Annotated in this window: 21 protein-coding genes and 3 pseudogenes; 18 read left to right on the top strand and 6 right to left on the bottom strand. The window is 64.2% G+C overall.

Translation table 11 applies throughout. The annotated features are described in order from the left end of the window. Positions 1-637, top strand: a pseudogene (locus tag EET13_RS32015) (PE family protein); the annotation flags it as partial. Between the two features lie 176 nt (positions 638-813). On the opposite strand, the gene EET13_RS25725 reads toward EET13_RS32015, so the two are convergent. The 3 genes from EET13_RS25725 to EET13_RS25715 are packed head-to-tail and all read right to left on the bottom strand — an operon-like array spanning position 814 to position 2,836. Further along, on the bottom strand, positions 814-1,269 hold the full coding sequence (locus tag EET13_RS25725) for a nitroreductase family deazaflavin-dependent oxidoreductase (RefSeq protein ID WP_122444903.1): 456 nt from the start codon (positions 1,267-1,269) through the stop codon (positions 814-816). Between the two features lie 20 nt (positions 1,270-1,289). Further along, positions 1,290-1,676 (bottom strand): DUF8021 domain-containing protein, encoded by a 387-nt coding sequence (locus EET13_RS25720; RefSeq protein ID WP_122444902.1) that lies wholly within the window; start codon positions 1,674-1,676, stop codon positions 1,290-1,292. Beyond that, the gene (locus tag EET13_RS25715) at positions 1,676-2,836 is read right to left on the bottom strand and encodes a steroid 3-ketoacyl-CoA thiolase (protein WP_122444901.1); all 1,161 of its coding nucleotides are present in this window, start codon (positions 2,834-2,836) and stop codon (positions 1,676-1,678) included. Before EET13_RS25715 ends, EET13_RS25720 begins: the two co-directional genes overlap by 1 nt. Before the next feature lie 241 nt (positions 2,837-3,077). Here EET13_RS25715 and EET13_RS25710 point away from each other — a divergent pair, with 241 nt between their 5' ends. From EET13_RS25710 to EET13_RS25685, 7 genes and pseudogenes are all read left to right on the top strand, one after another. Beyond that, positions 3,078-4,370 (top strand): cytochrome P450, encoded by a 1,293-nt coding sequence (locus tag EET13_RS25710; RefSeq protein ID WP_211186530.1) that lies wholly within the window; start codon positions 3,078-3,080, stop codon positions 4,368-4,370. Next, positions 4,370-5,368: pseudogene (locus EET13_RS25705) on the top strand (acyl-CoA dehydrogenase family protein); the annotation flags it as partial. The gene EET13_RS25710 and the pseudogene EET13_RS25705, both read left to right, overlap by 1 nt. Next, a pseudogene (locus tag EET13_RS32985) lies at positions 5,363-5,479 on the top strand (hypothetical protein); the annotation flags it as partial. The pseudogenes EET13_RS25705 and EET13_RS32985, both read left to right, overlap by 6 nt. A gap of 119 nt (positions 5,480-5,598) precedes the next feature. Further along, positions 5,599-6,762, top strand: a complete 1,164-nt coding sequence (gene fadE29, locus EET13_RS25700; protein WP_122444899.1) for an acyl-CoA dehydrogenase FadE29 — start codon at positions 5,599-5,601, stop codon at positions 6,760-6,762. Beyond that, entirely contained in the window at positions 6,759-7,706 is a 948-nt protein-coding gene (locus tag EET13_RS25695) for a bifunctional MaoC family dehydratase N-terminal/OB-fold nucleic acid binding domain-containing protein (RefSeq protein ID WP_122444898.1), read from the top strand. The genes fadE29 and EET13_RS25695 overlap by 4 nt, the downstream gene beginning before the upstream one ends. Beyond that, positions 7,703-8,104 carry a MaoC family dehydratase gene (locus EET13_RS25690; RefSeq protein ID WP_122444897.1) on the top strand — a complete coding sequence of 134 codons (402 nt, stop codon included), beginning with the start codon at positions 7,703-7,705 and terminating at the stop codon, positions 8,102-8,104. The genes EET13_RS25695 and EET13_RS25690 overlap by 4 nt, the downstream gene beginning before the upstream one ends. Next, positions 8,104-9,264, top strand: coding sequence for a lipid-transfer protein (locus EET13_RS25685; protein WP_122444896.1), 1,161 nt, complete (start codon positions 8,104-8,106; stop codon positions 9,262-9,264). Before EET13_RS25690 ends, EET13_RS25685 begins: the two co-directional genes overlap by 1 nt. Positions 9,265-9,293: 29 nt before the next feature. Here EET13_RS25685 and EET13_RS25680 read toward each other — a convergent pair whose 3' ends face one another. Then, the gene (locus EET13_RS25680) at positions 9,294-10,754 is read right to left on the bottom strand and encodes a PE family protein (protein WP_122444895.1); all 1,461 of its coding nucleotides are present in this window, start codon (positions 10,752-10,754) and stop codon (positions 9,294-9,296) included. 262 nt (positions 10,755-11,016) lie between these two features. Here EET13_RS25680 and EET13_RS25675 point away from each other — a divergent pair, with 262 nt between their 5' ends. Then, on the top strand, positions 11,017-11,856 hold the full coding sequence (locus EET13_RS25675) for a hypothetical protein (protein ID WP_122444894.1): 840 nt from the start codon (positions 11,017-11,019) through the stop codon (positions 11,854-11,856). Positions 11,857-11,919: 63 nt separating this feature from the next. Here the strand turns inward: EET13_RS25675 and EET13_RS25670 are convergent, their stop codons facing one another. Next, positions 11,920-12,780 carry a MaoC family dehydratase gene (locus EET13_RS25670; RefSeq protein WP_122444893.1) on the bottom strand — a complete coding sequence of 287 codons (861 nt, stop codon included), beginning with the start codon at positions 12,778-12,780 and terminating at the stop codon, positions 11,920-11,922. Between the two features lies 1 nt (position 12,781). Further along, on the bottom strand, positions 12,782-14,464 hold the full coding sequence (kstD, locus tag EET13_RS25665; RefSeq protein WP_122444907.1) for a 3-oxosteroid 1-dehydrogenase: 1,683 nt from the start codon (positions 14,462-14,464) through the stop codon (positions 12,782-12,784). 82 nt (positions 14,465-14,546) lie between these two features. On the opposite strand from kstD, the gene EET13_RS25660 reads away from it, so the two are divergent. The 9 genes from EET13_RS25660 (at position 14,547) to EET13_RS25625 (ending at position 23,060) form a co-directional block, all read left to right on the top strand. Further along, positions 14,547-15,332: a 2-keto-4-pentenoate hydratase gene (locus tag EET13_RS25660; RefSeq protein ID WP_122444892.1), complete on the top strand. Its 786-nt coding sequence runs from the start codon at positions 14,547-14,549 to the stop codon at positions 15,330-15,332. Between the two features lie 176 nt (positions 15,333-15,508). After that, a complete protein-coding gene (locus EET13_RS25655) occupies positions 15,509-16,447 on the top strand; it encodes an acetaldehyde dehydrogenase (acetylating) (protein ID WP_122444891.1) in 939 nt (312 codons plus the stop codon). Further along, a complete protein-coding gene (dmpG, locus tag EET13_RS25650; RefSeq protein WP_122444890.1) occupies positions 16,444-17,484 on the top strand; it encodes a 4-hydroxy-2-oxovalerate aldolase in 1,041 nt (346 codons plus the stop codon). Before EET13_RS25655 ends, dmpG begins: the two co-directional genes overlap by 4 nt. Positions 17,485-17,898: 414 nt before the next feature. Then, entirely contained in the window at positions 17,899-18,069 is a 171-nt protein-coding gene (locus EET13_RS30620) for a hypothetical protein (RefSeq protein ID WP_168990887.1), read from the top strand. 112 nt (positions 18,070-18,181) lie between these two features. Beyond that, entirely contained in the window at positions 18,182-19,117 is a 936-nt protein-coding gene (locus EET13_RS25645; protein WP_136623254.1) for a hypothetical protein, read from the top strand. Positions 19,118-19,601: 484 nt separating this feature from the next. Beyond that, complete coding sequence (locus tag EET13_RS25640; RefSeq protein WP_122444888.1) at positions 19,602-19,898, top strand: hypothetical protein; 297 nt, start codon at positions 19,602-19,604, stop codon at positions 19,896-19,898. A gap of 92 nt (positions 19,899-19,990) precedes the next feature. Next, positions 19,991-21,130, top strand: a complete 1,140-nt coding sequence (locus EET13_RS25635) for a hypothetical protein (protein ID WP_122444887.1) — start codon at positions 19,991-19,993, stop codon at positions 21,128-21,130. A gap of 2 nt (positions 21,131-21,132) precedes the next feature. Further along, complete coding sequence (locus EET13_RS25630; RefSeq protein WP_122444886.1) at positions 21,133-21,915, top strand: SDR family oxidoreductase; 783 nt, start codon at positions 21,133-21,135, stop codon at positions 21,913-21,915. Next, positions 21,915-23,060, top strand: a complete 1,146-nt coding sequence (locus EET13_RS25625) for a sulfotransferase family protein (RefSeq protein WP_122444885.1) — start codon at positions 21,915-21,917, stop codon at positions 23,058-23,060. Before EET13_RS25630 ends, EET13_RS25625 begins: the two co-directional genes overlap by 1 nt. Positions 23,061-23,460 lie beyond the last annotated feature (400 nt).

Raw genomic sequence — 23,460 nt, 5'->3', positions numbered from 1 at the left:
TGCCGGCTTTGTCGGCGCCGGCGGTGGTCATGGCGGGGGCGGCGCGTTCGGCCACGCCACCGGGGGTGCCGGTGGAGCCGGCGGCAACCCCGGCATGCTCGCCGGGCCCGGCGGGGCCGGTGGAACCGGCGGGGTTGGCGCCGTCAACGGCGGTCACGGCGGGGACGCCGGCAACGCCGGCCTCCTATTCGGCAGCGGCGGGCTTGGCGGGACCGGCGGAGTCGGCGTGGGTGGCAAAGGCGGGGACGCAGGTCAGGGCGGCGATGCGGGGCTGCTGTTCTCCAGCGCCGGGCCCGGCGGGACGGGCGGCTTCGGCGGCTCAACTGGCGGAGCTGGGGGCGGCGGCGGTGACGCCGGCCAGCTCGGCTGCGGCGGTATCGGCGGGGCCGGCGGGTTCGGCAACATCACTGGCGGGACCGGTGGTACCGGCGGGACCGGCGGGCGGCTGTTGGGCGTCGGTGGTGCCGGTGGCGCCGGCGGCGAAGGCGAAACGGCCGCTGGTGACGGCGGGGACGGCGGCAATGCAGTGCAGATAGGAAACGGCGGCAACGGCGGCAACGCCGGCACGGGCCCGACCACGGGTGCCGCCGGGACCGGCGGCACCGGGGGAACTCTGTTGGGCGTCAACGGGTTTGACGGCCTGGTGTAGCTGGCAGGTTGCCGGCGCGAGGGCCTTTGTCAGGGTTTCTCGGTCCACCCGCCACTGCGGTAGTCGCGCTTAGGTGGGCGCAACGAGCGGCCGACCCGTGTCCTGGCCAGAGAGACCTGTAGTGGCTACGGCGTGCGGCCGATGCGGCTCGCAGCGCCCGGTCGCTAGGGCTCGCAGACCACGATCGGGATGGTGCGGTCGGTCCAGGACTGGTAGTCCTCGTAGGTCGGGTACATGTGCACCAATTGCCGCCAGTACTTGGCCCGTTCCTCGTCGGTGGCGTCGCGCGCGGCGAGATCGAGCACTTCCTTTTTGATCTGCACCTGCACCTTAGGGTTGGCCTTGAGGTTCAAATACCACATCGGGTTCTTGTCGGCGCCGCCCTTGGAGGCGGCGACAATCACCCGGTCGCCGTCGCGCAGGAAGTACAACGGACTGACCCGTGGCTGGCCGGTCTTGCGGCCGGTGGTGGTCAGCAGTGCAACCGGGATCTTCTGGAAGGTGCCTCCAAGACCCTCGCCGCCGTTGCGCCGGTACATCCAGGTATTGAGGCGCGACATCCACTTGATCAGAAAGTCGGTGAACGGCGAATTTAGATACTTCGGCGGCGACTTCGGCATGACGACATCCTACGGGCGCGCTACCGCTGAATGAATGGGCGAAAGCGCACGACGATGTGCGCAATCGCGGCCTTCCCGGTGGGGCTGTCGGCGGGAATCACGAAGGTCTCGTTGACCCGTGAGGCGATCCGCCGGCCGGCGAACGCGGCCTTGGTCAGCACGTCGTATGTCGCGTGCACCTCGTCGCCGACGATGCGATAGTCCGGTGGTGTCGCGTCGGCAATCACCCGGTACTGAAGTCCGCGGTTGAGGCTGCGTCGCAGGTGAGCGCCGGAAAATCCGTTCTTGATGCCTTGCTCGACGCGGGTGCAGCCGGGCGCGAATGGCACCTGGTCGGCATCATGGCTGACCAGCGCGTCGATGTAGGCTTGCGCCGCGGCAATGCGGTCTTCGTCGGAGACCGTCATCAGATCCGTTCGATGATGGTGCCGGTGGACAGGGCGCCGCCCGCGCACATGGTGATCAGCGCCGTGCCCTGGCCGGTGCGTTCGAGTTCGTGCAGCGCAGTGGTGATCAACCGGCTGCCGGTGCACCCCACCGGATGGCCCAGCGCGATCGCGCCGCCGTTGACGTTGACCCGGTCCATGTCGGGCTCGTGGACCCGCGCCCACGACAGCACCACGGAGGCGAACGCCTCATTGATCTCGGTGATGTCGATGTCACCCATCTTCATGCCGGCCTTCTCGAGCACCTTTGCCGTCGACTGCACCGGACCGTCCAGGTGATAGTAGGGCTCGGCGCCGACGAGTGCCTGGCTGACGATCCGGGCGCGCGGCTTCAAGCCGAGCGCCTTGGCTTTGTCTTCGTCCATCCACAACACTGCGGCCGCGCCGTCGGAGATCTGCGATGACGTGCCGGCGGTGTGAATACCGCCTTCCAGGACGGGTTTGAGCTGGCTCAGACCTTCCATGGTGGTCTCCCGCAGACCTTGGTCACGGCCGACCAGGTGGCGCTCGTTGGTGGGTTGTTTCTGCTCGTCGAGCACTGGCGCCTCGATCGGCGAGATCTCCCGGTCGAAACGGTTCTCGTCCCAGGCTCGCTGGGCGCGCAGTTGTGACTGGAATCCGAGGGCGTCGATATCCTCGCGAGTGATGCCGCGGCGCTTGGCGATTCGCTCGGCGGCCTCGAACTGGTTGGGCATGTCGATGTCCCACGACGCCGCCCGCCAATTGCGGTCGGGCCCCGCGTTGGCACCCAGGCCGACCCGGCTCATCGCCTCGATTCCGCAGGCGATGCCGACGTCGATCGCGCCGGCCGCAATCAGCCCGGCGATCAGGTGATTGGCCTGCTGCCCGCTGCCGCACTGGCAGTCGACGGTGGTGGCGCCGACGTGGTCGGGCAACCCCACGGTCAACCAGGCGGTGCGACTGATGTTGTTGGACTGCTCCGCGAATTGGGTCACGCAGCCGCCGATGACCTGTTCGACGTCTCCCGCATCGATCCCAGCCTTGTGCACCAGCGCTTTCTGCACCGCTCCCAGCAACTCGGTGGCGTGCAGACCTGATAGCCACCCATTTCGCTTGCCGATCGGACTGCGCGTGGCCTCAACGATTACCGGGTTACCCATGGAGCCAGGCTAGAACACGTTTCATTACTATGACAAGCGAGGATGCGTCGGTTCCTTTTGTCTTAGGTGAAGGCATGTTTTACTGGCAGTAGAGCATCACTAGGACAACTAGTGACAACTAGTTGTTTCTACGGATCACCTAGCGCAAGCTAGCGCGAGTTGGTCTGCAAGTTGGTCTACAAGTTGGTCTGCAAGTTGGTCTGCAAGTTGGTCAATGAAGACTGCAGTTAGGAGAACTACCGTGTCTTGCCCCAATGTTCCACCTGGGTTCGATTTCACCGACCCCGACATCTACGCCGAGCGGCTGCCGGTCGCTGAATTCGCCGAACTGCGGGCGTCTGCTCCGATTTGGTGGAACGAGCAGGCACCCGGCCACGGCGGCGGCTACCACGATGGCGGCTTCTGGGCCATCACCAAGCTCAAGGACGTCAAGGAGGTGTCGCGGCGCAGCGACGTGTTCTCCAGCTACGAGAACACCGTGATCCCGCGGTTCCATAACGACATCGCCCGTGAGGACATTGAGGTGCAGCGGTTCGTCATGCTCAATCAGGACGCACCCCACCACACTCGGTTGCGCAAGATCATCTCACGCGGATTCACACCGCGGGCCGTCGGACGCTTGGAAGCCGAGCTCAGCGAGCGGGCGCACAAGATCGCCGAAGCGGCAGCAGCCGAGGGTTCCGGTGACTTCGTCGAGCAGGTGTCCTGTGAGCTGCCGCTGCAGGCGATCGCGGGTTTGCTGGGTGTGCCGCAGGAGGATCGCGGGAAGCTATTCCACTGGTCGAACGAGATGACCGGCACCGAAGACCCGGAATTCGCCCATGTCGACCCGAAGGCATCCTCCGTCGAGCTGATCAGCTACGCCATGAAGATGGCCGACGACAAGGCCAAGAACCCGGGCGACGACATTGTGACGCAGCTGATTCAGGCCGACATCGACGGTGAAAAGCTCTCCGACGACGAGTTCGGCTTCTTCGTGGTGATGCTCGCCGTCGCCGGCAATGAAACCAGCCGTAACTCCATCACCCAGGGCATGATGGCGTTCGCGGACCACCCCGACCAGTGGGAGCTGTACAAAAACGAACGCCCGGAGACCGCGGCGGACGAGATCGTCCGCTGGGCCACTCCGGTCACCTGTTTCCAGCGGACCGCATTGCAGGACTACGAGTTGTCCGGAGTGCAGATCAAGCAGGGCCAGCGGGTGGTGATGTTCTACCGCTCCGCCAACTTCGACGAAGAGGTCTTCGAAGACCCCCACACGTTCAACATCTTGCGAAACCCCAACCCGCACGTGGGCTTTGGCGGTACCGGTGCGCACTACTGCATTGGAGCCAACTTGGCTCGGCTGACCATCAACCTGATGTTCAATGCCATCGCCGACCACATCCCGGACCTGAGGCCCATCTCGGCGCCGCAGCGGCTGCGGTCGGGCTGGCTCAACGGCATCAAGCACTGGCAGGTCGACTACGCCGGCAAGTGCCCGGTGGCCGACGGCGCGGTGGCGGGCGGCGTCTCGAGCTCCGTGGCGCGGTGATGGACTTCGATCTCACCGCGGAACAGCAGGCAGTGGCCGACGTGGCCACGTCGGTGCTGCAGCGGGATGGCTCCTGGAGTGCGCTGGTCGACGGTGGTCTGGCGGCGTTGCCGGTGCCGGAACGGCTCGGCGGCGACGGGGTAGGGCTGCTCGAAGTGGGGACCATCCTGACCGAAGTCGGCCGCCACGGTGCTGTGACACCGGCGCTGGCAACGCTGGGTCTGGGCGTGGTGGCGCTGCTTGATCTGGCCTCCGATGAGCAGCAGGGCCGGTACGTGGCCGGTGTGGCCAAGGGCGCGGTGTTGACCGCGGCGCTCAATGAGCCGGGCGCCCCACTGCCCGATATGCCGTCCACCAGTTTTGCCGGTGGCCGGCTGTCGGGCACCAAGATCGGTGTCGGATATGCCGAGCATGCGGAATGGATGATCGTCACCGCCGACAGTGCCGTCGTGGTGGTGTCGCCGAAAGCCGAGGGTGTGCAATTGGCCCGCACGCCGACGTCGAACGGCTCGGATGAGTACACCGTGACGTTGCGTGATGTGGCTGTTGCCGATTCCGATGTGCTAGTGGGCGCTTCGCCGCAGCGGGTCAACCAGTTGGCGTTGGCGATGCTGGGTGCTTACGCCGATGGGCTGGTGTCTGGAGCGTTGCGGCTTACCGCTGACTATGTGGCCAGCCGCAAGCAGTTCGGCAAGCCGCTGTCCACGTTCCAGACCGTGGCAGCTCAGCTCGCCGAGGTCTACATCGCTTCACGCACTATCGATCTGGCGGCGAAGTCGGTGATTTGGCGGCTCGCCGAAGGTCGTAATGCCGATGACGACCTTGACGTGTTGGGATATTGGTTGACGTCTCAGGCGCCGCCGGTGATGCAGATCTGTCACCACCTGCACGGGGGGATGGGAATGGACATCACCTATCCGATGCACCGGTATTACTCGACGATCAAAGACCTGACGCGATTACTGGGCGGGCCGTCGCATCGTCTCGAACTCGTGGGGATCGCAAGCGCGGCGCAGCCGGGCGCGGCGGGTCGCCACGCAGATGACCCCGTGGGGATCGCAAGCGCGGCGCAGCCGGGCGCGGCGGGTCGCCACGCAGATGACCCCGTGGGGATCGCAAGCGCGGCGCAGCCGGGCGCGGCGGGTCGCCACGCAGATGACCCCGTGGGGATCGCAAGCGCGGCGCAGCCGGGCGCGGCGGGTCGCCACGCAGACAATCCCGGAGCGCAATGTTCATTGACCTGACCCCGGAGCAGCGGGAGCTGCAAACCGAGATACGGCAATACTTCTCGAATTTGATCTCGGCCGACGAGGCCAAGGAGATGGAGAAGGACCGGCACGGCGCCGCGTATCGTGCTGTGATCCGACGGATGGGCCGCGACGGCATGCTCGGCGTCGGGTGGCCAAAGGAGTTCGGCGGCCGCGGTTTTGGCCCGATCGAGCAGCAGATCTTCGTCAACGAGGCGCATCGGGCCGACGTGCCACTGCCCGCCGTGACGTTGCAGACCGTCGGGCCCACCCTGCAGGTGTACGGCAGCGAGATGCAGAAGCAGAAGTTCCTGCCGTCGATCCTGGCGGGTGAGGTGCACTTCGCCATCGGCTACACCGAACCCGAAGCCGGCACCGACCTGGCGTCGTTGCGGACAACGGCCGTGCGTCAGGGCGACGAGTACATCGTCAACGGCCAGAAGATCTTCACCACCGGAGCCCATGACGCCGACTACATCTGGCTGGCATGTCGGACCGACCCCGAAGCCGTTAAACACAAAGGCATTTCGATTCTCATCGTCGACACTAACGACCCCGGTTACTCGTGGACGCCGATCATCTTGTCCGATGGAGCCCACCACACCAACGCCACCTACTACAACGACGTCCGGGTGCCCGTCGACATGCTCGTCGGTGCGGAGAACGGCGGCTGGCGGCTGATCACCACCCAGCTCAACAACGAGAGAGTGATGCTGGGCCCGGCCGGCCGCTTCGCCAGCATCTACGACCGGGTGCGTGCCTGGGCGTGCAAGCCGGGCGCCGACGGTGTCGCGACCATCGACCACGACGATGTCAAGCGGGCACTCGGCGAGATCCACGCGACTTGGCGGATCAACGAGTTACTCAATTGGCAGGTCGCTGCCGCCGGTGAGGACATCAACGTGGCCGATGCCGCGGCTACGAAAGTCTTTGGCACCGAACGTGTTCAGCGTATCGGTCGGCTGGCCGAAGAGATCGTCGGCAAATACGGGAACCCGGCGGACCCGGACACGGCCGAGCTGCTCGAGTGGCTGGATTCCCAGACCAAGCGCAATCTGGTGATCACTTTCGGTGGTGGCGTCAACGAAGTCATGCGTGAGATGATCGCGGCCTCGGGCCTCAAAGTGCCAAGGGTGCCTCGATGACCGATATCCGGAAAGCCATCACACAGATCAAAGCGGCCGGCAGCAGTAAGCCGCGCGCCGCCCGAGACCCGGTGAACCAGCCGATGATCAACAACTGGGTGGAGGCTATCGGCGACCGCAACCCCATCTACGTCGATGACGACGCCGCTCGGGCCGTCGGCCATCCGGGGATTGTCGCGCCACCGGCGATGATCCAGGTCTGGACGATGTACGGGCTTGGCGGGCAGCGACCCAAGGACGACCCGCTGGGTCCGGTCATGAAGCTGTTCGACGACGCCGGCTATATCGGCGTGGTGGCTACCAACTGTGAGCAGATCTATCACCGGTATTTACGGCCGGGCGAGCAAGTCACGATCACCGCTGAGCTTGGCGATGTTGTCGGGCCTAAGCAGACCGCGCTCGGGGAAGGCTGGTTCGTCAACCAGCGCACCGTGTGGCGCGTTGGCGACGAGGATGTCGCTGAGATGGATTGGCGCATTTTGAAGTTCAGGCCCGTTACGACGCCTGGCGTCGCAGTCCCTGATGATCTGGATCCCGATGCGATGATGCGGCCGTCGTTGTCGCGCGACACCGCGTTCTTTTGGGAAGGTGTTGCGGCTCATGAGTTGCGCATCCAACGACGGCCCGACGGCACGCTGCAGCATCCACCCGTCCCGGCGGTGTGGCAGGAGCCGTCCGCGCCGATCGACTACTCAGTGTCCAACGGTCGCGGCACCGTGTTCAGCTTCGTGGTGCACCACGCGCCCAAGGTGCCAGGCCGCACAGTGCCTTTCGTGATTGCGCTGGTAGAGCTGGAGGAAGGCGTGCGTATGCTGGGGGAGCTGCGCAACGTCGACCCGTCACGAGTGAAGGTCGGAATGCCGGTTCGCGCAACGTATATCGATTTCCCAGCTGGTGACTCCGGCCCGGAGTGGACCCTTTACGCCTGGGAGGCGGACGCATGAGCGCCCCGGTTGTGGCTGTGGGTACGCAACTGCCCGAGCTAAAACTGTATGGCGACCCCACGTTTATCATCTCGACAGCGTTGGCCACCAGGGACTTTCAGGACGTCCACCATGACCGGGACAAAGCACAGGCCAAAGGTTCGAAGGACATCTTCGTCAATATCCTTACCGATACCGGGCTGGTGCAGCGTTACGTCACCGACTGGGCGGGACCGTCGGCGCTGATCAAGTCGATCGGGTTGCGGCTCGGGGTGCCGTGGTACGCCTACGACACGGTGACGTTCGCCGGTGAGGTGACCGCTGTCGACGACGGCGTGATCACGGTAAAAGTGTTGGGCCGCAACAGCCTTGGTGACCATGTGATCGCTAAGGTAAAGCTGACGATGGGGGATGCCTAGTGTTGTCCGGTAAGGCCGCCATCGTCGGCATCGGCGCCACCGACTTCTCGAAGGACTCCGGCCGAAGCGAACTGCGGCTAGCGGCCGAGGCGGTGCTGGATGCGCTGGACGACGCCGGTCTGACTCCGGCGGACGTCGACGGGCTGACCACGTTCACGATGGACACCAACACCGAGATCGCGGTGGCACGCGCGGTGGGCATCGGTGAGCTGAAGTTCTTTTCCAAGATCCACTACGGCGGCGGGGCCGCGTGCGCGACCATCCAGCACGCGGCCATGGCCGTCGCAACCGGGGTGGCCGACGTGGTGGTGGCGTACCGGGCATTCAACGAGCGGTCCGGCATGCGGTTCGGCCAGGTGCAGACCCGGCTCACGGCCAACGCCGACTCGACCGGCGTGGACAATTCATTCTCGTATCCGCACGGGCTTTCGACGCCGGCGGCCCAGGTCGCCATGATCGCCAGGCGCTACATGCACCTGTCCGGTGCGACCAGCCGGGACTTCGGCGCGGTGTCGGTGGCCGACCGCAAGCATGCGGCCAACAATCCGAAAGCTTACTTCTACAAGAAGCCGATAACCATTGAGGACCACCAGAATTCGCGGTGGATCGCCGAGCCGTTGCGGCTGCTGGACTGCTGCCAGGAGACCGACGGTGCGGTAGCGATCGTGGTGACGTCGGCTGAGCGGGCCCGGGACCTCAAGCAGCGCCCCGCGGTCATCGAGGCGGCCGCACAGGGCTCCAGCCCAGACCAGTACACCATGGTCAGCTACTACCGGCCCGAACTCGACGGCCTGCCGGAGATGGGCTTGGTGGGCCGGCAGCTTTGGACGCAATCCGGCTTGAAGCCTGCCGACATCCAGACCGCTGTGCTGTACGACCATTTCACCCCGTTCACCCTGATTCAGTTGGAGGAGTTGGGATTCTGCGGCCGCGGCGAAGCCAAAGACTTCATCGCCGACGGCGCCATCGAGGTAGGGGGACGGCTGCCGATCAACACCCACGGCGGCCAGCTCGGCGAAGCCTACATCCACGGAATGAACGGCATCGCCGAGGGAGTGCGCCAACTGCGCGGCACGTCGGTGAACCCGGTGGCCGACGTCGAGCACGTCCTGGTTACCGCGGGGACGGGTGTGCCGACGTCCGGTCTGATTCTCGGCTAAGCGCCTAAAACGGCTTGCGCCGCAGTCGATTAGGCCGGCAGAACAATGCCGGCGGCTTGGCCCATGATGATCGCCTGGCCCCCGGGAGCCACGTAGCCGCCGGTGGGTCCGTAAATCCCGTACACCGGGCTGGTCGGGGTTGCCCCCGTCCAGATGTCATTGATCCAGCCCGAGGTCAGGGTGTACACGGCCGCGGTGTTTCCGGGCGGGGAGAACCCGGTCACTACTTGCAGGATGAAGTCGGTGATGGGGTTTCGGCCTAGCATCGAGTCGACATGCGAGCCGTTGACCAGCTCGACCCCGACGAACTGCCCCGGATACAGACTGACCAGCTGATTGGTGGTGCCACCGAAGGCGTTCCACGGTTGGGGCGGCGCGGCCACCACATAGACGGGGACGCTGGCCGACTGCAGGTTGGCTACCGCGGCCCCAAAAGCTGCGGCATTGTTGGCGACCCCGTCGAACATCACCACGCCCTTGAGGTCGTTGGTGGCCGTCCCGAGGTTGGCGAGGTAATCGCCGCCGGCGATCGTGGCGAGCCCGCCGCCGGCGGAGTGCCCAGACAGGATGAAATCCTGCGGCAGCGTGCCCAGGTAACCGGCCTGGTTCGCACTGATGTTCAGCGCCGTCTGGCTGCCGAGGAACAACGAGGCCACACCTTGCTGCATCTGCGGGCTGCCTATCCACAGGCCGAATGGCAACGGAATTGACGGCACGGTGGGCACCACCACAACGCTGTTGGTCTGCTGTGCCAACTGGACGGCCAGCGGTTCGTAGAACCAGCCTATTGCCCCGAAGCCGTGCTGCAGATAGATGGTGCCGGTGGCGTTCACCGAACCGTCGGCCTGGGTGGGGAAGTACCAGTGTGCCGGGGCGGGGTAGTTGAACTGAGGAATCGTAATGCCCAGGAAGGAGGACGGGCCGATCGGAATCTGCAGGAAGGAGAACCCCGACTTGACCCCGGTCACCCCGTTCGTGGCCGAGCCGGCGAGGGCTTGGGTGGCGGCGAAGTTCACCGCGCCGGACAGGCCCGCCTCGTTGGTGCCCGTGCTGAGCAACGTGCTGGGCTGCATTGCGCCGACGGCCCCGCTGGTGCTGCTGGCCCCGAGGCTGTTACCGAACAGCGGACGTCCGATCAGCCGCTCAACGGGTGCGAAAATCCCCAGGCGCTCGGCGGTTTGCAACAGCGCCCGCAGCGGCGAGATGTTCGCGGCCTCGGCGGCCGCGTAGGCGGCCCCGGCCGCAGCCAATGCACGCACGAACTCGGCGTGGAACCGCGACGTTTGGACGGTCAGCTGCTGAAACTCTTGGGCGTAGCCGCCGAAAAGGCCCGCGATAGCCGTGGACACCTCATCGCCGGCCGCCGCGACAATTCCCGTCGTCGAGGGTGCGGCCGCCGCGGCGGCCCCCTTGATCGCCTCGCCGATCCCGGCCAAGTCTCCTGACGCTACGGCAACAATCTCGGGTGCTGCGATCACATACGACGACATCGGCCGCTCCAATCCCCGGTGGCCCGACAACGTCAGGACAGCTAGGAAATGGTATCGAGGTTCTCTCGCGTCGATGGCCAGTTTGATGCCCCTGCCGTAGCGCCGAGCGTGACGCTGCAGTCACGCCTGAGGCCGAATGCGACTGCAGCGTCACGCTGGCGGTGGTGTGGGTGGCGCTAGCCGGCGCGTACAGCGTGACGCTGGCGGTGGTGTGGGTGGTGCTGGGCGGCGGTGTCGGTGGCCGCTGGCAAACTCCACGCCCATGGGGGAACCCTTTATTGGCAGTGAGGCAGTGGCCGCCGGCATCGCATCGCATAGCGAGTTGCGGCGTCGCTATACGCGGGTGTTTCGCGATGTCTACGTCAGTGAAGGTACCGAATTAACGCATGCGCTTCGAGCCCGCGCGGCGTGGCTTTGGTCTAGACGCCGTGGGGTCGTCGCTGGTTTCGCCGCCGCAGCGTTGCATGGCAGTAGATGGGTGGACGAGGACCGGCCCGTCGACATCATTCATGACAACCGGCACCCGCTGCGGGGCCTGCAGATCTGGGGCGACCGGCTAGAAGCGGACGAGATCGAACTGATCGATGGCGTCCCCGTCACCACGCCTGCTCGCACAGCCCTTGACCTTGCGTGCTGGCACCCGATGACGACTGCGGTGGCGGCCCTCGATTCCCTTGCCCGTGCGACTGAGTTCAAGCTGGCCGACGTCGAGTTGCTCGCGGCTCGATATCGCGGGCGTCGTGGGCTGGAGCGTGCTCGTGTCGCGCTCGACCTCCTCGATGCGGGCGCGCAATCGCCTAAGGAAACGTGGCTGCGATTGGTGTTGGTGCAGGGGGGTTTACCGCGGCCGCAAACGCAAATTCCGGTGCTCGATGCGTTTGACGATGCCATTGCGTACCTCGATATGGGTTGGGAGGACATCAAAGTCGCGGTCGAATACGACGGCGAGCAACATCGCAATGACCGCAGGCAGTACACCTGGGATGTTCGCAGATTGGAGTTGGTCGAGCGGCGCGGCTGGATCTTGGTCAGGGTGGTCGCGGGTGATCGGCCCGCCGATATTCTTCGGCGCGTTCGTAGCGCCCGCGCGCGTCGAGTGTGACGCTGCAGTCACCCGCGGGGTCGAACGTGACGTTGCAGTCACGCAGCGGGCCGGCGTGCGAAGCTAGGCGGAGACCAGCTCGACGCCGCTGAGCACAATAGCGTTGTCGCGCGACGGCGCGACAACGGCGGCCACGATGCGCCCCTGGTCCTGCCACATGTTGACCTGCAGCGTCTCGCCGGGAAACGCCACACCCGCGAAGCGGGCACCATAGGCGGCTACCGCCCCGGCGTCCGCATCGAGCAGCGCGTCGGTGATGGCCTTGCAGGTCATACCGTAGGTGCACAGCCCATGCAGGATCGGCGCAGGAAATCCCGCGGCAGAAGCGAATTCGGGGTCGGAGTGCAGCGGATTGCGATCACCGCAGAGCCGGTAGAGCAGCGCCTGCTGCGGCAGCACCGGCATTGCTACCACGGTATCGGGAGGTCGGTCCGGCGGGGCGTCCGACGTCGACGGCCCCCGCTCACCGCCGAATCCGCCTTCGCCGCGTGCGTAGATAGAACGTTTCTGCGTCCAGAGCAATTCGCCGTCGGGCGTGGTCACCCTGGTCTCGCTCCAGATCACCGCGGCCTTGCCCTTGTCCCAGATATCAGTGAAGCGGGTGACCGCTCGTGCCGAGCCCGACGGTGGCAGCGGCGCAGGCACTTCCACCCGCTCGCTGGCATGCAGCACCTTGCTCAATTCGACGTCGATGCCGGGGAACCGGACGGTTGGCGGTTTGGTGGCGTGGAAGGTGGCGGCCACGGTGGCGAAAGTCGGCAGCACCTGCGGTGTGTCGTCGATCAGGTAGCGCAGCTCCCGTGGATCCAGCGGATCCGATCCGGCTCCGAGCGCCAATTGGTAAAGCTGGATATCGCTACTGGCCCAAGAAAACTCGACCGGCTTCAATTCGGCGTTCAGCGCGGTTTCGACGTCGATCGGCATGCTAGCGCGCTCCCGCGAGATGCAGGGCGGCCAAATAGCCGAACGTCATCGCCGGCCCGATAGTGCCGCCCGGACCCGGGTAGGTATGCCCCATCACCGGCGCGCTGACATTGCCTGCGGCATAAAGACCTTCGATAGTGCTGCCGTCGTCGCGCAGCGCGCGGCCGTGGACGTCGGTGCGGATGCCGCCCTTGGTCCCCAGGTCGCCGGGAACCAACTTCGCGGCGTAGTAGGGCGCGTGCCGGATCTCGCCTAGGTTCGGATTGGGCTTGTTGGTCGGGTCGCCGTAGTAGCGGTCGTAAGCGCTTTCGCCGCGGTGGTAGTCCTTATCGACACCCGACCGGGCAAATCCGTTGAAACGCTGTACCGTAGCGATGAATTGGTCAACGGGCAGACCGGTCTTGGTGGCGAGCTCCTCGAGCGTGTCGGCCTGGATGATCACGCCCGAATCCAACCACCTGCGCGGAATGCGTTGGCCCGGTTGTAATCCGGCGAAAATATAACGGTCCCGGTATTGCTGGTCGAACACCAGCCAGGCGGGAATATTCTCGCCCGGGCCGGGGCCCTGGCCGTACTCGCCGCCGTACATGTGGTGGCAGGCCTCGACATAGGGCATTGATTCGTTCATGAACCGGTTGCCGGACATGTTGACGATGATGGAACCCGGCGAGTTGCGCTCTGATAACGCGAACCATGGCTTACCCACCAGCGGCACCGTCGGGCCCCACCACGCGTCGTCCATCAGATCCAGTGCGGCACCGAGCTTTTCGCCAGCAACGATACCGTCACCGGTGTTGGCCTTGGCGCCCACCGTCCACTCCGTGGTGATGGGCGCGCGCTGGTACTTCACCCGCATCTGCTCGTTGTGCTCGAAGCCGCCGCAGGCCAGAATCACTCCGCGGCGAGCCCGGATCAACCGTGGCTCCGCGGATTCGGATGCGCCGCTGTCGCGCACATAAACTCCGCGCACCGTACCGTCCTCGACGTACAGGTCGGTGAGCGCGGTGTTGAGCATTACCGAAACGCCGGACCGCTGCAGACCGATCCGCAGCGGTCCGATCAGGGCGCGGCCCATGCCGACGAGATTTTTGCCGGTGGCCTTGGCCCAGGTGGTACGCGCGCCGACCCGTATGCTTCGCAGCACACCCCGGGGATGGCGCTTGAGCTGGTTCAGGCGTACGTAATCCTGTTGCATGACAACCACATTCAGCGGCACCTTGCCGTAGGCAGGCTCCAACGTGGCTTCGTCGGGACCTAGCTTGCGGGCATTGAACGGCTTCGGCTCGATCGAACGGCCGCTTCGGAGGCCGCCGGGTGCCTCGGGGTAGTAATCGGAATAGCCTGGCACCCAGCACATTTTCAATGGCGTGTGCTTCAGCACGAACGACAGCATCTGGGGCCCGTGCTCGAGGTAGGCGTCGATGCGCTCCGGCCCGACGATATCGCCGATGATGCCGTGCAGGTAGGTGCGGGCCGCGTCGGGAGTATCGCGAACGCCGGCGCGCCTGAGCACCTCATTGTTGGGAATCCAGACGCCCCCACCCGAACGCGCTGTCGACCCGCCGTAGTGCGCAGCCTTCTCGATGACTACTGTCGAGAGGCCACGGTGCGCGGCGGTCAGCGCTGCCACCATGCCGGCGCCACCGCTCCCGACCACGACGACGTCGTAGTCCTGTGCTGTCATGTAGAACACGTTATAGAATTGCCCGGGTCGGGCGCTACTGGCCCGGTCACCAGGAGGTCGGCGAGACGAGGGGACTTCGGTAATGCTCACTGTTGCGACCCGCGACGAGCTGGCCGCCGACTTGGCGCAAGCCGAGCGCAGCCGTGAGCCGATCGCTCCGCTGACCACCTCCCACCCGGAGATCGACGTCGTCGACGCCTACGAGATCCAGCTGGTCAACATCCGGCAGCGGGTTGCCGAGGGCGCCCGGGTGGTGGGCCACAAGGTCGGCTTGTCGTCACCGGTCATGCAGCAGATGATGGGCGTCAACGAGCCGGACTACGGGCATCTGCTCGACGACATGCAGGTGTTCGAAGACACCCGGGTCAAGGCGGCGAACTATCTGTACCCGCGGGTGGAGGTCGAGGTCGGCTTTATCCTGGCCGGTGATCTGCCCGGCGCGGGCTGCACCGAGGATGACGTGCTGGCGGCGACCGGGGCACTGGTCCCATCCATCGAGCTGATCGACACCAGGATCAAAGATTGGCAGATCAAGATTTGCGACACCATTGCCGACAACGCTTCGGCGGCGGGGTTTGTGCTGGGCGCGGCGCGGGTGTCGCCGGCCGATATCGACGTCAAGGCGATCGATGCGGTGTTGACGCGCAACGGTGAGGTGGCCGCCGAAGGCCGCAGCGACGCTGTGCTGGGCAACCCGGTGACCGCGGTGGCCTGGTTGGCCCGCAAGGTGGACAGCTTTGGGGTGCGGCTGCGCAAAGGTGACATCGTGTTGCCGGGATCGTGCACGTTCGCGGTGGACGCGCGCGCCGGCGACGAGTTCGTCGCTGACTTCGCCGGCCTGGGATCGGTGCGATTGACGTTCGAATAGTTAGGAGCGATCGCAAGCGCGGCAGGGCCGGGCGCAGCGGGTCGCGAACAAAGGGTTAGGAGCGATCGCAAGCGCGGCAGGGCCGGGCGCAGCGGGTCGCGAACAAAGGGTTAGGAGCGATCGCAAGCGCGGCAGGGCCGGGCGCAGCGGGTCGCGAACATAGGATGAGGAGCAGCATGCCGTCCAAAGCAAGTGTCGCGATCGTCGGGTCGGGAAACATCAGCACCGACTTGCTCTACAAACTACTGCGGTCGGAATGGCTGGAACCGCGCTGGATGGTGGGCATCGACCCGGAGAGCGAGGGCCTGGCCCGCGCCCGCAAGCTAGGGCTGGAGACCACCCACGAGGGCGTCGACTGGCTGCTGTCGCAGTCCGAGAAGCCGGACCTGGTGTTCGAGGCCACCAGCGCCTACGTGCACAAGGCCGCCGCACCGAAGTACGCCGAGGCCGGAATCCGTGCCATCGACCTGACGCCGGCAGCGGTGGGCCCAGCGGTGATCCCACCGGCCAACCTGCGCGCACACCTGGACGCCCCGAACGTCAACATGATCACCTGCGGGGGGCAGGCGACCATTCCGATCGTGTACGCCGTGAGCCGTGCGTTGGTTGAAAAAGGAGGGGTGCCGTATGCCGAAATTGTGGCGTCGGTGGCTTCGGTGTCGGCCGGACCGGGCACCCGGGCCAACATCGACGAGTTCACCAAGACCACGTCGCGGGGTGTGCAGACGATTGGCGGGGCCGCGCGCGGCAAGGCGATCATCATCCTGAACCCGGCCGATCCGCCCATGATCATGCGCGACACCATCTTCTGCGCGATCCCCGAAGACGCCGACCGCGACGCGATCGCGAAGTCCATCCGCGACGTGGTGGCTGAGGTGCAGACGTATGTGCCGGGCTACCGGTTGCTCAACGAGCCGCAGTTCGATGAGCCGTCGATCAACTCGGGCGGCCAGGCCGTGGTCACCACGTTCGTTGAGGTGGAGGGCGCCGGGGACTATCTGCCGCCGTATGCGGGCAATCTCGACATCATGACGGCAGCGGCTACCAAGGTGGGCGAGGAGATCGCTCGCAAAAGCAAAGATGTGACGGTGTCGGCAACGGGAGGCACGCGATGACCAGCATCTGGGACGTCCGCATCACGGATACGTCGTTGCGCGACGGGTCGCACCACAAGCGCCACCAATTCACCAAAGAAGAGGTCGGCGCCATCGTGGCGGCCCTTGATGCGGCGGGCGTGCCGGTGATCGAGGTGACCCACGGTGACGGGTTGGGTGGATCCTCGTTCAACTACGGCTTTTCCAAGACCCCCGAGCAGGAACTGATCAAGCTGGCCGCGGAGACGGCCAAAGAGGCCAGGATCGCCTTCTTGATGTTGCCCGGTGTGGGCACCAAAGACGACATCAAAGAGGCCCAGGACAATGGCGGGTCGATCTGCCGGATCGCCACCCACTGCACCGAAGCCGATGTCTCCATCCAGCATTTCGGGCTGGCTCGTGAATTAGGTCTGGAGACCGTCGGCTTTTTGATGATGGCCCATACCATTCCGCCGGAGAAACTGGCCGCGCAGGCCCGCGTCATGGCCGACGCCGGTTGCCAGTGCGTCTACGTCGTCGACTCCGCCGGCGCCCTGGTGCTCGACGGGGTGGCCGACCGGGTGTCGGCGCTGGTCGCCGAACTCGGAGAGGATGCCCAAGTCGGTTTTCATGGACACGAGAACCTCGGCCTGGGCGTTGCCAACTCGGTGGAGGCCGTGCGTGCCGGCGCCAAGCAGATCGACGGCAGCGTGCGGCGCTTCGGTGCCGGGGCCGGCAACGCTCCGGTCGAGGCGTTGATCGGGGTGTTCGACAAGATCGGCGTCAAGACCGGCATCGACTTCTTCGACATCGCCGACGCCGCCGAGGACGTGGTGCGCCCGGCCATGCCCGCCGAATGCCTGCTGGACCGCAATGCGCTGATCATGGGGTACTCAGGGGTTTACTCCAGCTTCCTCAAGCACGCCGTTCGCCAGTCGGAGCGCTACGGCGTGCCGGCGTCGGTGCTGCTGTACCGGGCTGGTCAGCGCAAGCTGATCGGAGGCCAGGAAGACCAGCTGATCGACATCGCGTTGGAAATCAAACGCGAACAGGAAAGTGGCGAGGTCGTCTCGCATTGACGGCTTCCTGGTCGGCGTCACGATCCGAATAATCGGCTACTGCGGAAGAGAATTGTTCTCAGGCAGCCACAACACCCTTCGGTGACTCACCGAGCGGCGAGGTGAGCGGCCGCAGCGTGAGATTACGCAAACATCGGCACCGGTATAGCGGGCTAGTCAACCTTGCTTGTCCGGCTCTAGTTCCGGTCCGTGTCTGAGAGCAGAGTCCTTACCCCAACCCGCGCCTTTCTCCTCCGGGCCGCCTGGCACGCCCCATATCCCCGATCGGGTGGCCGGAACTTCGGCTAATAAACGATGTTTATAGTTCCATCAAAAGTAATGATTAGCGGTTGGTGAAAATATTTTCTAGCGTTGCCCAGGTTACGTATGAAGCCCGTGAGGATCGCTTTATGCTGGCAACGAGCCGTTAGGGACATGTCTTGGCTGCACGATTTGGCTTTGCGCGCCACGCGCGTCACTCTGATTGTCAGATGGCAAAGTTTGAAGCGGCAGTTCGTAGATAGTTACAGCACGGTACTGGTTGGCTTCCTGTTCGACGGCACATTTGAGAATTTCTATGGAGTGATGGGTGCGCTGAGTTTCTGATTGGGGTTCGGGCCCGCTGAGACGACATAGCATTCAGTTAGTTCATATATCTGCGCGAATTGTATCCGAGATAAAGAAGGGTTCTGTTATGCCTCGAGTACCGCACAACCGAGTGGCCACGGGTAATATCGCGCGGGTTGCCCAGGGAAGGCGCCGCAAACGTGGTGCTGTCGTTGCGCTGGGGACCTTGGCGTTGACAAGTGGTGTTACCGTCGCCGTCGACGCCACCACGGAGAACGCCACCAACGTCAGTGTCGGCAGGCTCGCCATCGCAATGACTGCTCATGACGGATTCAAACTCGACAGCTGTTCAAGTGGTAATTCCGATTACAGTGATAATACCGACTCGAACAGCGGTCCATCGGCTAACAGCAGCGTTCAGGATATCGATAATTATTCAACTGTCTCCGGCAGCAATTCGACCGTCACTTCCAACATTGACGAGCAGCCGAATTCGAACCTGGACTACATTGCGATCGATGACGTGTCTTCTACTCAAACTATCGACAATTATTCAAATACCAGTATCGATCAAAACACAGTTATCGATAGGTATGACAATTTAGATAACATTATTGAGAATTACTCAATTATAGAGATCAATTCGAACAATTTCAACGACGATATGAATCGTCCGAGATATCCGTTCGGCAGGGTATCTGACAGTGATCCTGAACTGCCCAACCCGTTTCTTTCGGACCTGTCCCCTGGGGAAGATCTAGACGGTAGAAGATTAACCGAATACATCGTGCTGAATGACGGCGAATATGTCTTGCGTCCTGGCTTTTTGTCGAGTTACCCGCGCGTAACTGACTTCTTGGAGATGTCGCCCATGTACCGACAGGCGGTTATTCGGCTATGGGAGACGGCGCAAGTGGTGAAGGACCAAGCGGGCGAAGGTAACGTGCATGCCGAAATCCACGGAATCCGCTACAATGACGACCCATCCAATTCCGAAACCGAAAACTCCGATTCCGGCGACGATCACAGCATTTCTTACGACGATTCTTCTACTTTCGATGACGACTCCGACAATTCCGATGGGTAGTGTTTTTAGATAGATTTTCAGATAGAACGGCATCCGCGGCGGCTGGTATCCGAATTTGCCGCGGAAACGGCACCGCCCAGGTGCTCGGGGTAACGCTCGGGCAGCAGCTGCGCGGGTGAAGGAAGCCGCGCGGGCAGCCACAGCATCGGGTGCAGGGTTCAACGTGGGCGTGGGCGGCGTAGGGCGGCATACGGCGGCATACGGCGGCATACGGCGGCGTGGAGGGCCGTGGTGGGGCCGTAACAACGCCTTCTTCAATGCGGGGATTGCTCAGGGTTCCGCCGGCATCGCCGATAACGTCGGAATCGACGGGAGGGCTCGGATTCCGGGACCACTCATTACCGGTTTCCTCAACTCGGGCGCGTGGAGTCGGGCGGCTGCAACGCCGTGGATAGGGGTGCATAGGGAATGTCGCCGCTTCGGGCACCAGGCTGATTGCGTGGGTAATCTCGAAGAAGACGAGCGCACCGTAGGGGGTAGTCGCATGATCGTGAAGTCGAGCACCTCCGGCCTGTTGGCCGGTGGCCTGATCAGCGCGGTAGTCGCCGCGCTGATCACGCTGCCGGCGGCCAACGCGGCGCCCCAGCAGTGCAACGGCACCGTGGGCCAATCTGCCTCGCAGACGGTCCAGTCCTACTTGGACCGCCATCCTGACGTGAAGGCCGAGCTTCAGGCCAAGTCTGCGGCTGAAGGCGGCAACGGTTCGCTGATCGAGTACTTGAACCGGCACCCGGATGTGCGGCAGGCGCTGATCACGCTGGCCAACCAGTGCACCTCGTAAACGTGAGCGGGCTTCGTGCTATAGGCCCAGGCTCGACGCGCGCAAATGTTCGCCATTGACGCAAAACAGGAACACGTTCTAGCGTCGAGGTCGTGTCCGCAACTCCCTTCTCCGCTCCGCTGACCGAGGCGATCGCCGAAGCCGAGAAGCTGGTGGCGGCGGCGCCGCACATCGAGACGGAAGCCGACCTGCTGGAAGGGCTGCAGTACCTGGCCGGCTGCATCGCGGGGTGCCTGCATCTGGCCTTCGACTACGAGCGTGACCATCCGTTCCTGCAGTCGGGCACCGGACCGTTCACCAAAATGGGGTTGGACAACCCTGACACCCTCTACTTCGGCACCCGCGTGCAGCCCGACCGTGACTACGTTGTCACCGGTCGGCGGGGAACCACCACCGACCTGAGCTTCCAGGTGCTCGGCGGCGAGTACACCGACGACAATGTGCCGGCCAGTCAGATCGCGTTCGACGACCGTGAACTCGACATCGCTCCGGACGGCACGTTCCAGTGGCAGCTGCGCCCGGCGACTTCCGGCCAGCTGGTGATCCGCGAGGTGTACGGCGACTGGTCGCAGCAACGCGGCACGCTCGCCGTCTCCCGGTTGGACACGGCCGGCACCGCGCCGCCGCCGCTGAGCCGCCAGGCAATCGAAAAACGCTATGCCACAGCGGCAAATCAGCTGGTGAACCGGGTGAAGACCTGGCTGCAGTTCCCCCAATGGTTTTACCTCAACATTCCGGTCAACACCATGGTGGCGCCTCGGCTGACGCCGGGTGGCCTGGCTACTCAGTACTCGTCGGCCGGTCACTTCGAACTACGGCCAGACCAAGCTCTGGTGATCACCGTGCCGGTGAGCGATGCCCCGTATCTGGGTTTCCAGCTCGGCAGCATGTGGTACATCTCACTGGATTACATCAACCATCAGACCTCGCTGAACAACACTCAGGCTCAAGCGGATCCGGACGGCAAGGTCCGTATCGTGGTCGCCGACCAGAATCCCGGTGTCACCAACTGGGTGGAGACGCTGGGCCATCGCCGCGGCTTCCTGCAGTTCCGTTGGCAGCGGGTGTCGCGGCCGCTCACCCAGGCCGACGGTCCGATGCTCGAACTGGTGAACTTCGACGCGATACCGGCCAAGCTGCCCTATCTGGAGCGCAACAAGATCTCCGAAGACGACTGGCGATCGCGAATTGCGTTGCGTCAGCAGCAGATTGCGGCCAGGATGCTGGGGTAGCGATGACAGGGATGCTGGTCGGAAAAATCGTCGTCATCAGCGGTGTCGGGCCGGGGCTTGGGGCCACGCTGGCGCACCGGTGTGCCCGGGAGGGCGCCGACCTGGTACTGGCGGCGCGCAGTGCCGAGCGGCTCGACGACGTCGCCAAGCAGGTCATCGGCAGCGGTCGCCAGGCCATCGCCGTGCGCACCGACATCACCGACGACGATCAGGTCAACAACCTCGTCGACGCCACATTGGAGGCGTACGGCAAGATCGACGTCCTGGTGAACAACGCGTTTCGGGTGCCGTCGATGAAGCCCCTGGCGGAGACCACGTTTCAGCACGTCAGGGAAGCGATCGAGCTCAGCGCACTCGGGGCGCTGCGGCTTATCCAGGGCTTCACCAGGGCGTTGGCCGAAACTCACGGCAGCATCGTCAACGTCAACTCCATGGTGCTGCGCCACTCCCAGCCCAAATACGGCGCCTACAAGATGGCCAAGTCCGCGCTGCTGGCCATGTCGCACTCGCTGGCCACCGAACTCGGTGCGAACGGTATTCGCGTTAATTCTGTTGCGCCGGGCTATATCTGGGGAGACACGCTGCAGGGCTATTTCGAGCATCAGGCCGGCAAGTACGGCACCACGGTGGACCAGATATACCAGGCCACCGCGGCGCAGTCCGACCTCAAGCGGCTGCCTACCGAGGACGAGGTGGCGTCGGCGATTCTGTTCTTGGCCAGCGACCTGTCCAGCGGCATCACCGGACAGACCTTGGACGTCAACTGCGGGGAGTACCACAGCTGATGGCTGATCGCACCGATGTCGGCTCCGTGGCGGAACTGCATGCGTCGGCCACCAAGTTGACCGGGCTGGACGATTTCGGTTCCGACGAGGACAACTATCTCGAGGCTTTGGGCGTGCTGTTGGACTCTTACCGGCGCGAATCCGGGCTTACGGTGTTGGGCAGCAAGATGAATCGTCATTTCCTGCGGGGCGCGCTGGTGGCCAGACTGCTGTCTGAAGCTGCGTGGAAGCAGTATCCGCAGTATGCCGGCGTCCCCATCGAGCGGCCGATCTTCGTGACCGGTCTGGTGCGCACCGGTACTACGGCACTGCATCGGCTTCTGGGCGCCGACCCGGCCCACCAGGGTCTGCACATGTGGCTGGCCGAGTTCCCGCAGCCCCGCCCTCCCCGCGACACGTGGGAGTCAAATCCGTTGTATCGCAGGCTTGATGACGAGTTCACCCGCCACCACGACGAGAATCCCGGATACACGGGGCTGCATTTCATGGCTGCCTACGAGCTGGAGGAATGCTGGCAGTTGCTGCGGCAGTCCCTGCATTCGGTGTCCTACGAGACGCTGGCGCATCTACCCGGCTATGCGGGGTGGCTATCGCAGCAGGACTGGACGCCGGCCTATCGGCGGCACCGAAAGAATTTGCAGTTGATCGGGCTCAACGACGCCGGAAAGCGTTGGGTGCTCAAGAATCCCAGCCATTTGTTCGCGCTGGATGCATTGATGGCCACCTACCCCGACGCGTTGGTGATCCAGACCCACCGCCCGGTGGAGACGATCATGGCGTCAATGTGCTCGCTCGCGCAGCACACCTCGGAGGGGTGGTCGACGGTTTTCGTCGGCGCGCAGATCGGCGCTGACGCGGTGGACACCTGGTCGCGCGGTCTGGAGCGGTTCAACACCGCGAGGGCGCAGTATGACCCGGCCCAGTTCTACGACGTCGAGTACCGCGATTTGATTGCCGACCCGCTGGGCACGGTGGCGGCGGTGTATCAGCATTTCGGCTTGATGCTGACCGCCGAGGCCCAGCAAGCCATGGCGAAGGTCCACGCCGAGAGCCAGACGGGCGAGCGAGCGCCCAAGCACAGTTACTCGCTGGCGGACTACGGGCTGACGGTTGAAGCGGTCAAGGAGCGGTTCGCGGAGCTGTGATTCGGGCGGGTGGCAACTGGCCGCTGCTTGGTTGCTTTGCGCCGGCCTTCGGGCCGTCTTTTCGCCTCACCGGTTGGGAACAATCTGTTGCGTCAGGCTGTTTCCAGATCTGCAGATCGCGGTGCGGGTACTCGTCGACGGAGCCGCAACCCGGATTCCAAAACCGCTGGTTCGACGGAAGGTTGTGCTCACTATGGCCGCGTGCTAGGCTACCTACCCGCCTGACCAGGCTTTTTGTCGCGATTCGATGGAGCGGCGGCTACAATAAACCCAGCACGGTGAATATCACATTCAATTGAGTCTGAAGATTGGACACTCTGGCCCTGACCAGTGGACACCCTACCGAGGGGGCCGGCCAACGACGGCAAGGCGTTAGCTCAGTGTCCATAAAACAGCGCCA

Origin of the sequence: Mycobacterium attenuatum (genome assembly GCF_900566085.1) — a bacterium.
GTDB classification, from domain to species: Bacteria; Actinomycetota; Actinomycetes; order Mycobacteriales; family Mycobacteriaceae; genus Mycobacterium; species Mycobacterium attenuatum.
Note: the sequence above shows the minus strand (reverse complement) of the source record. Positions and strands in the feature narration are given on the sequence as shown.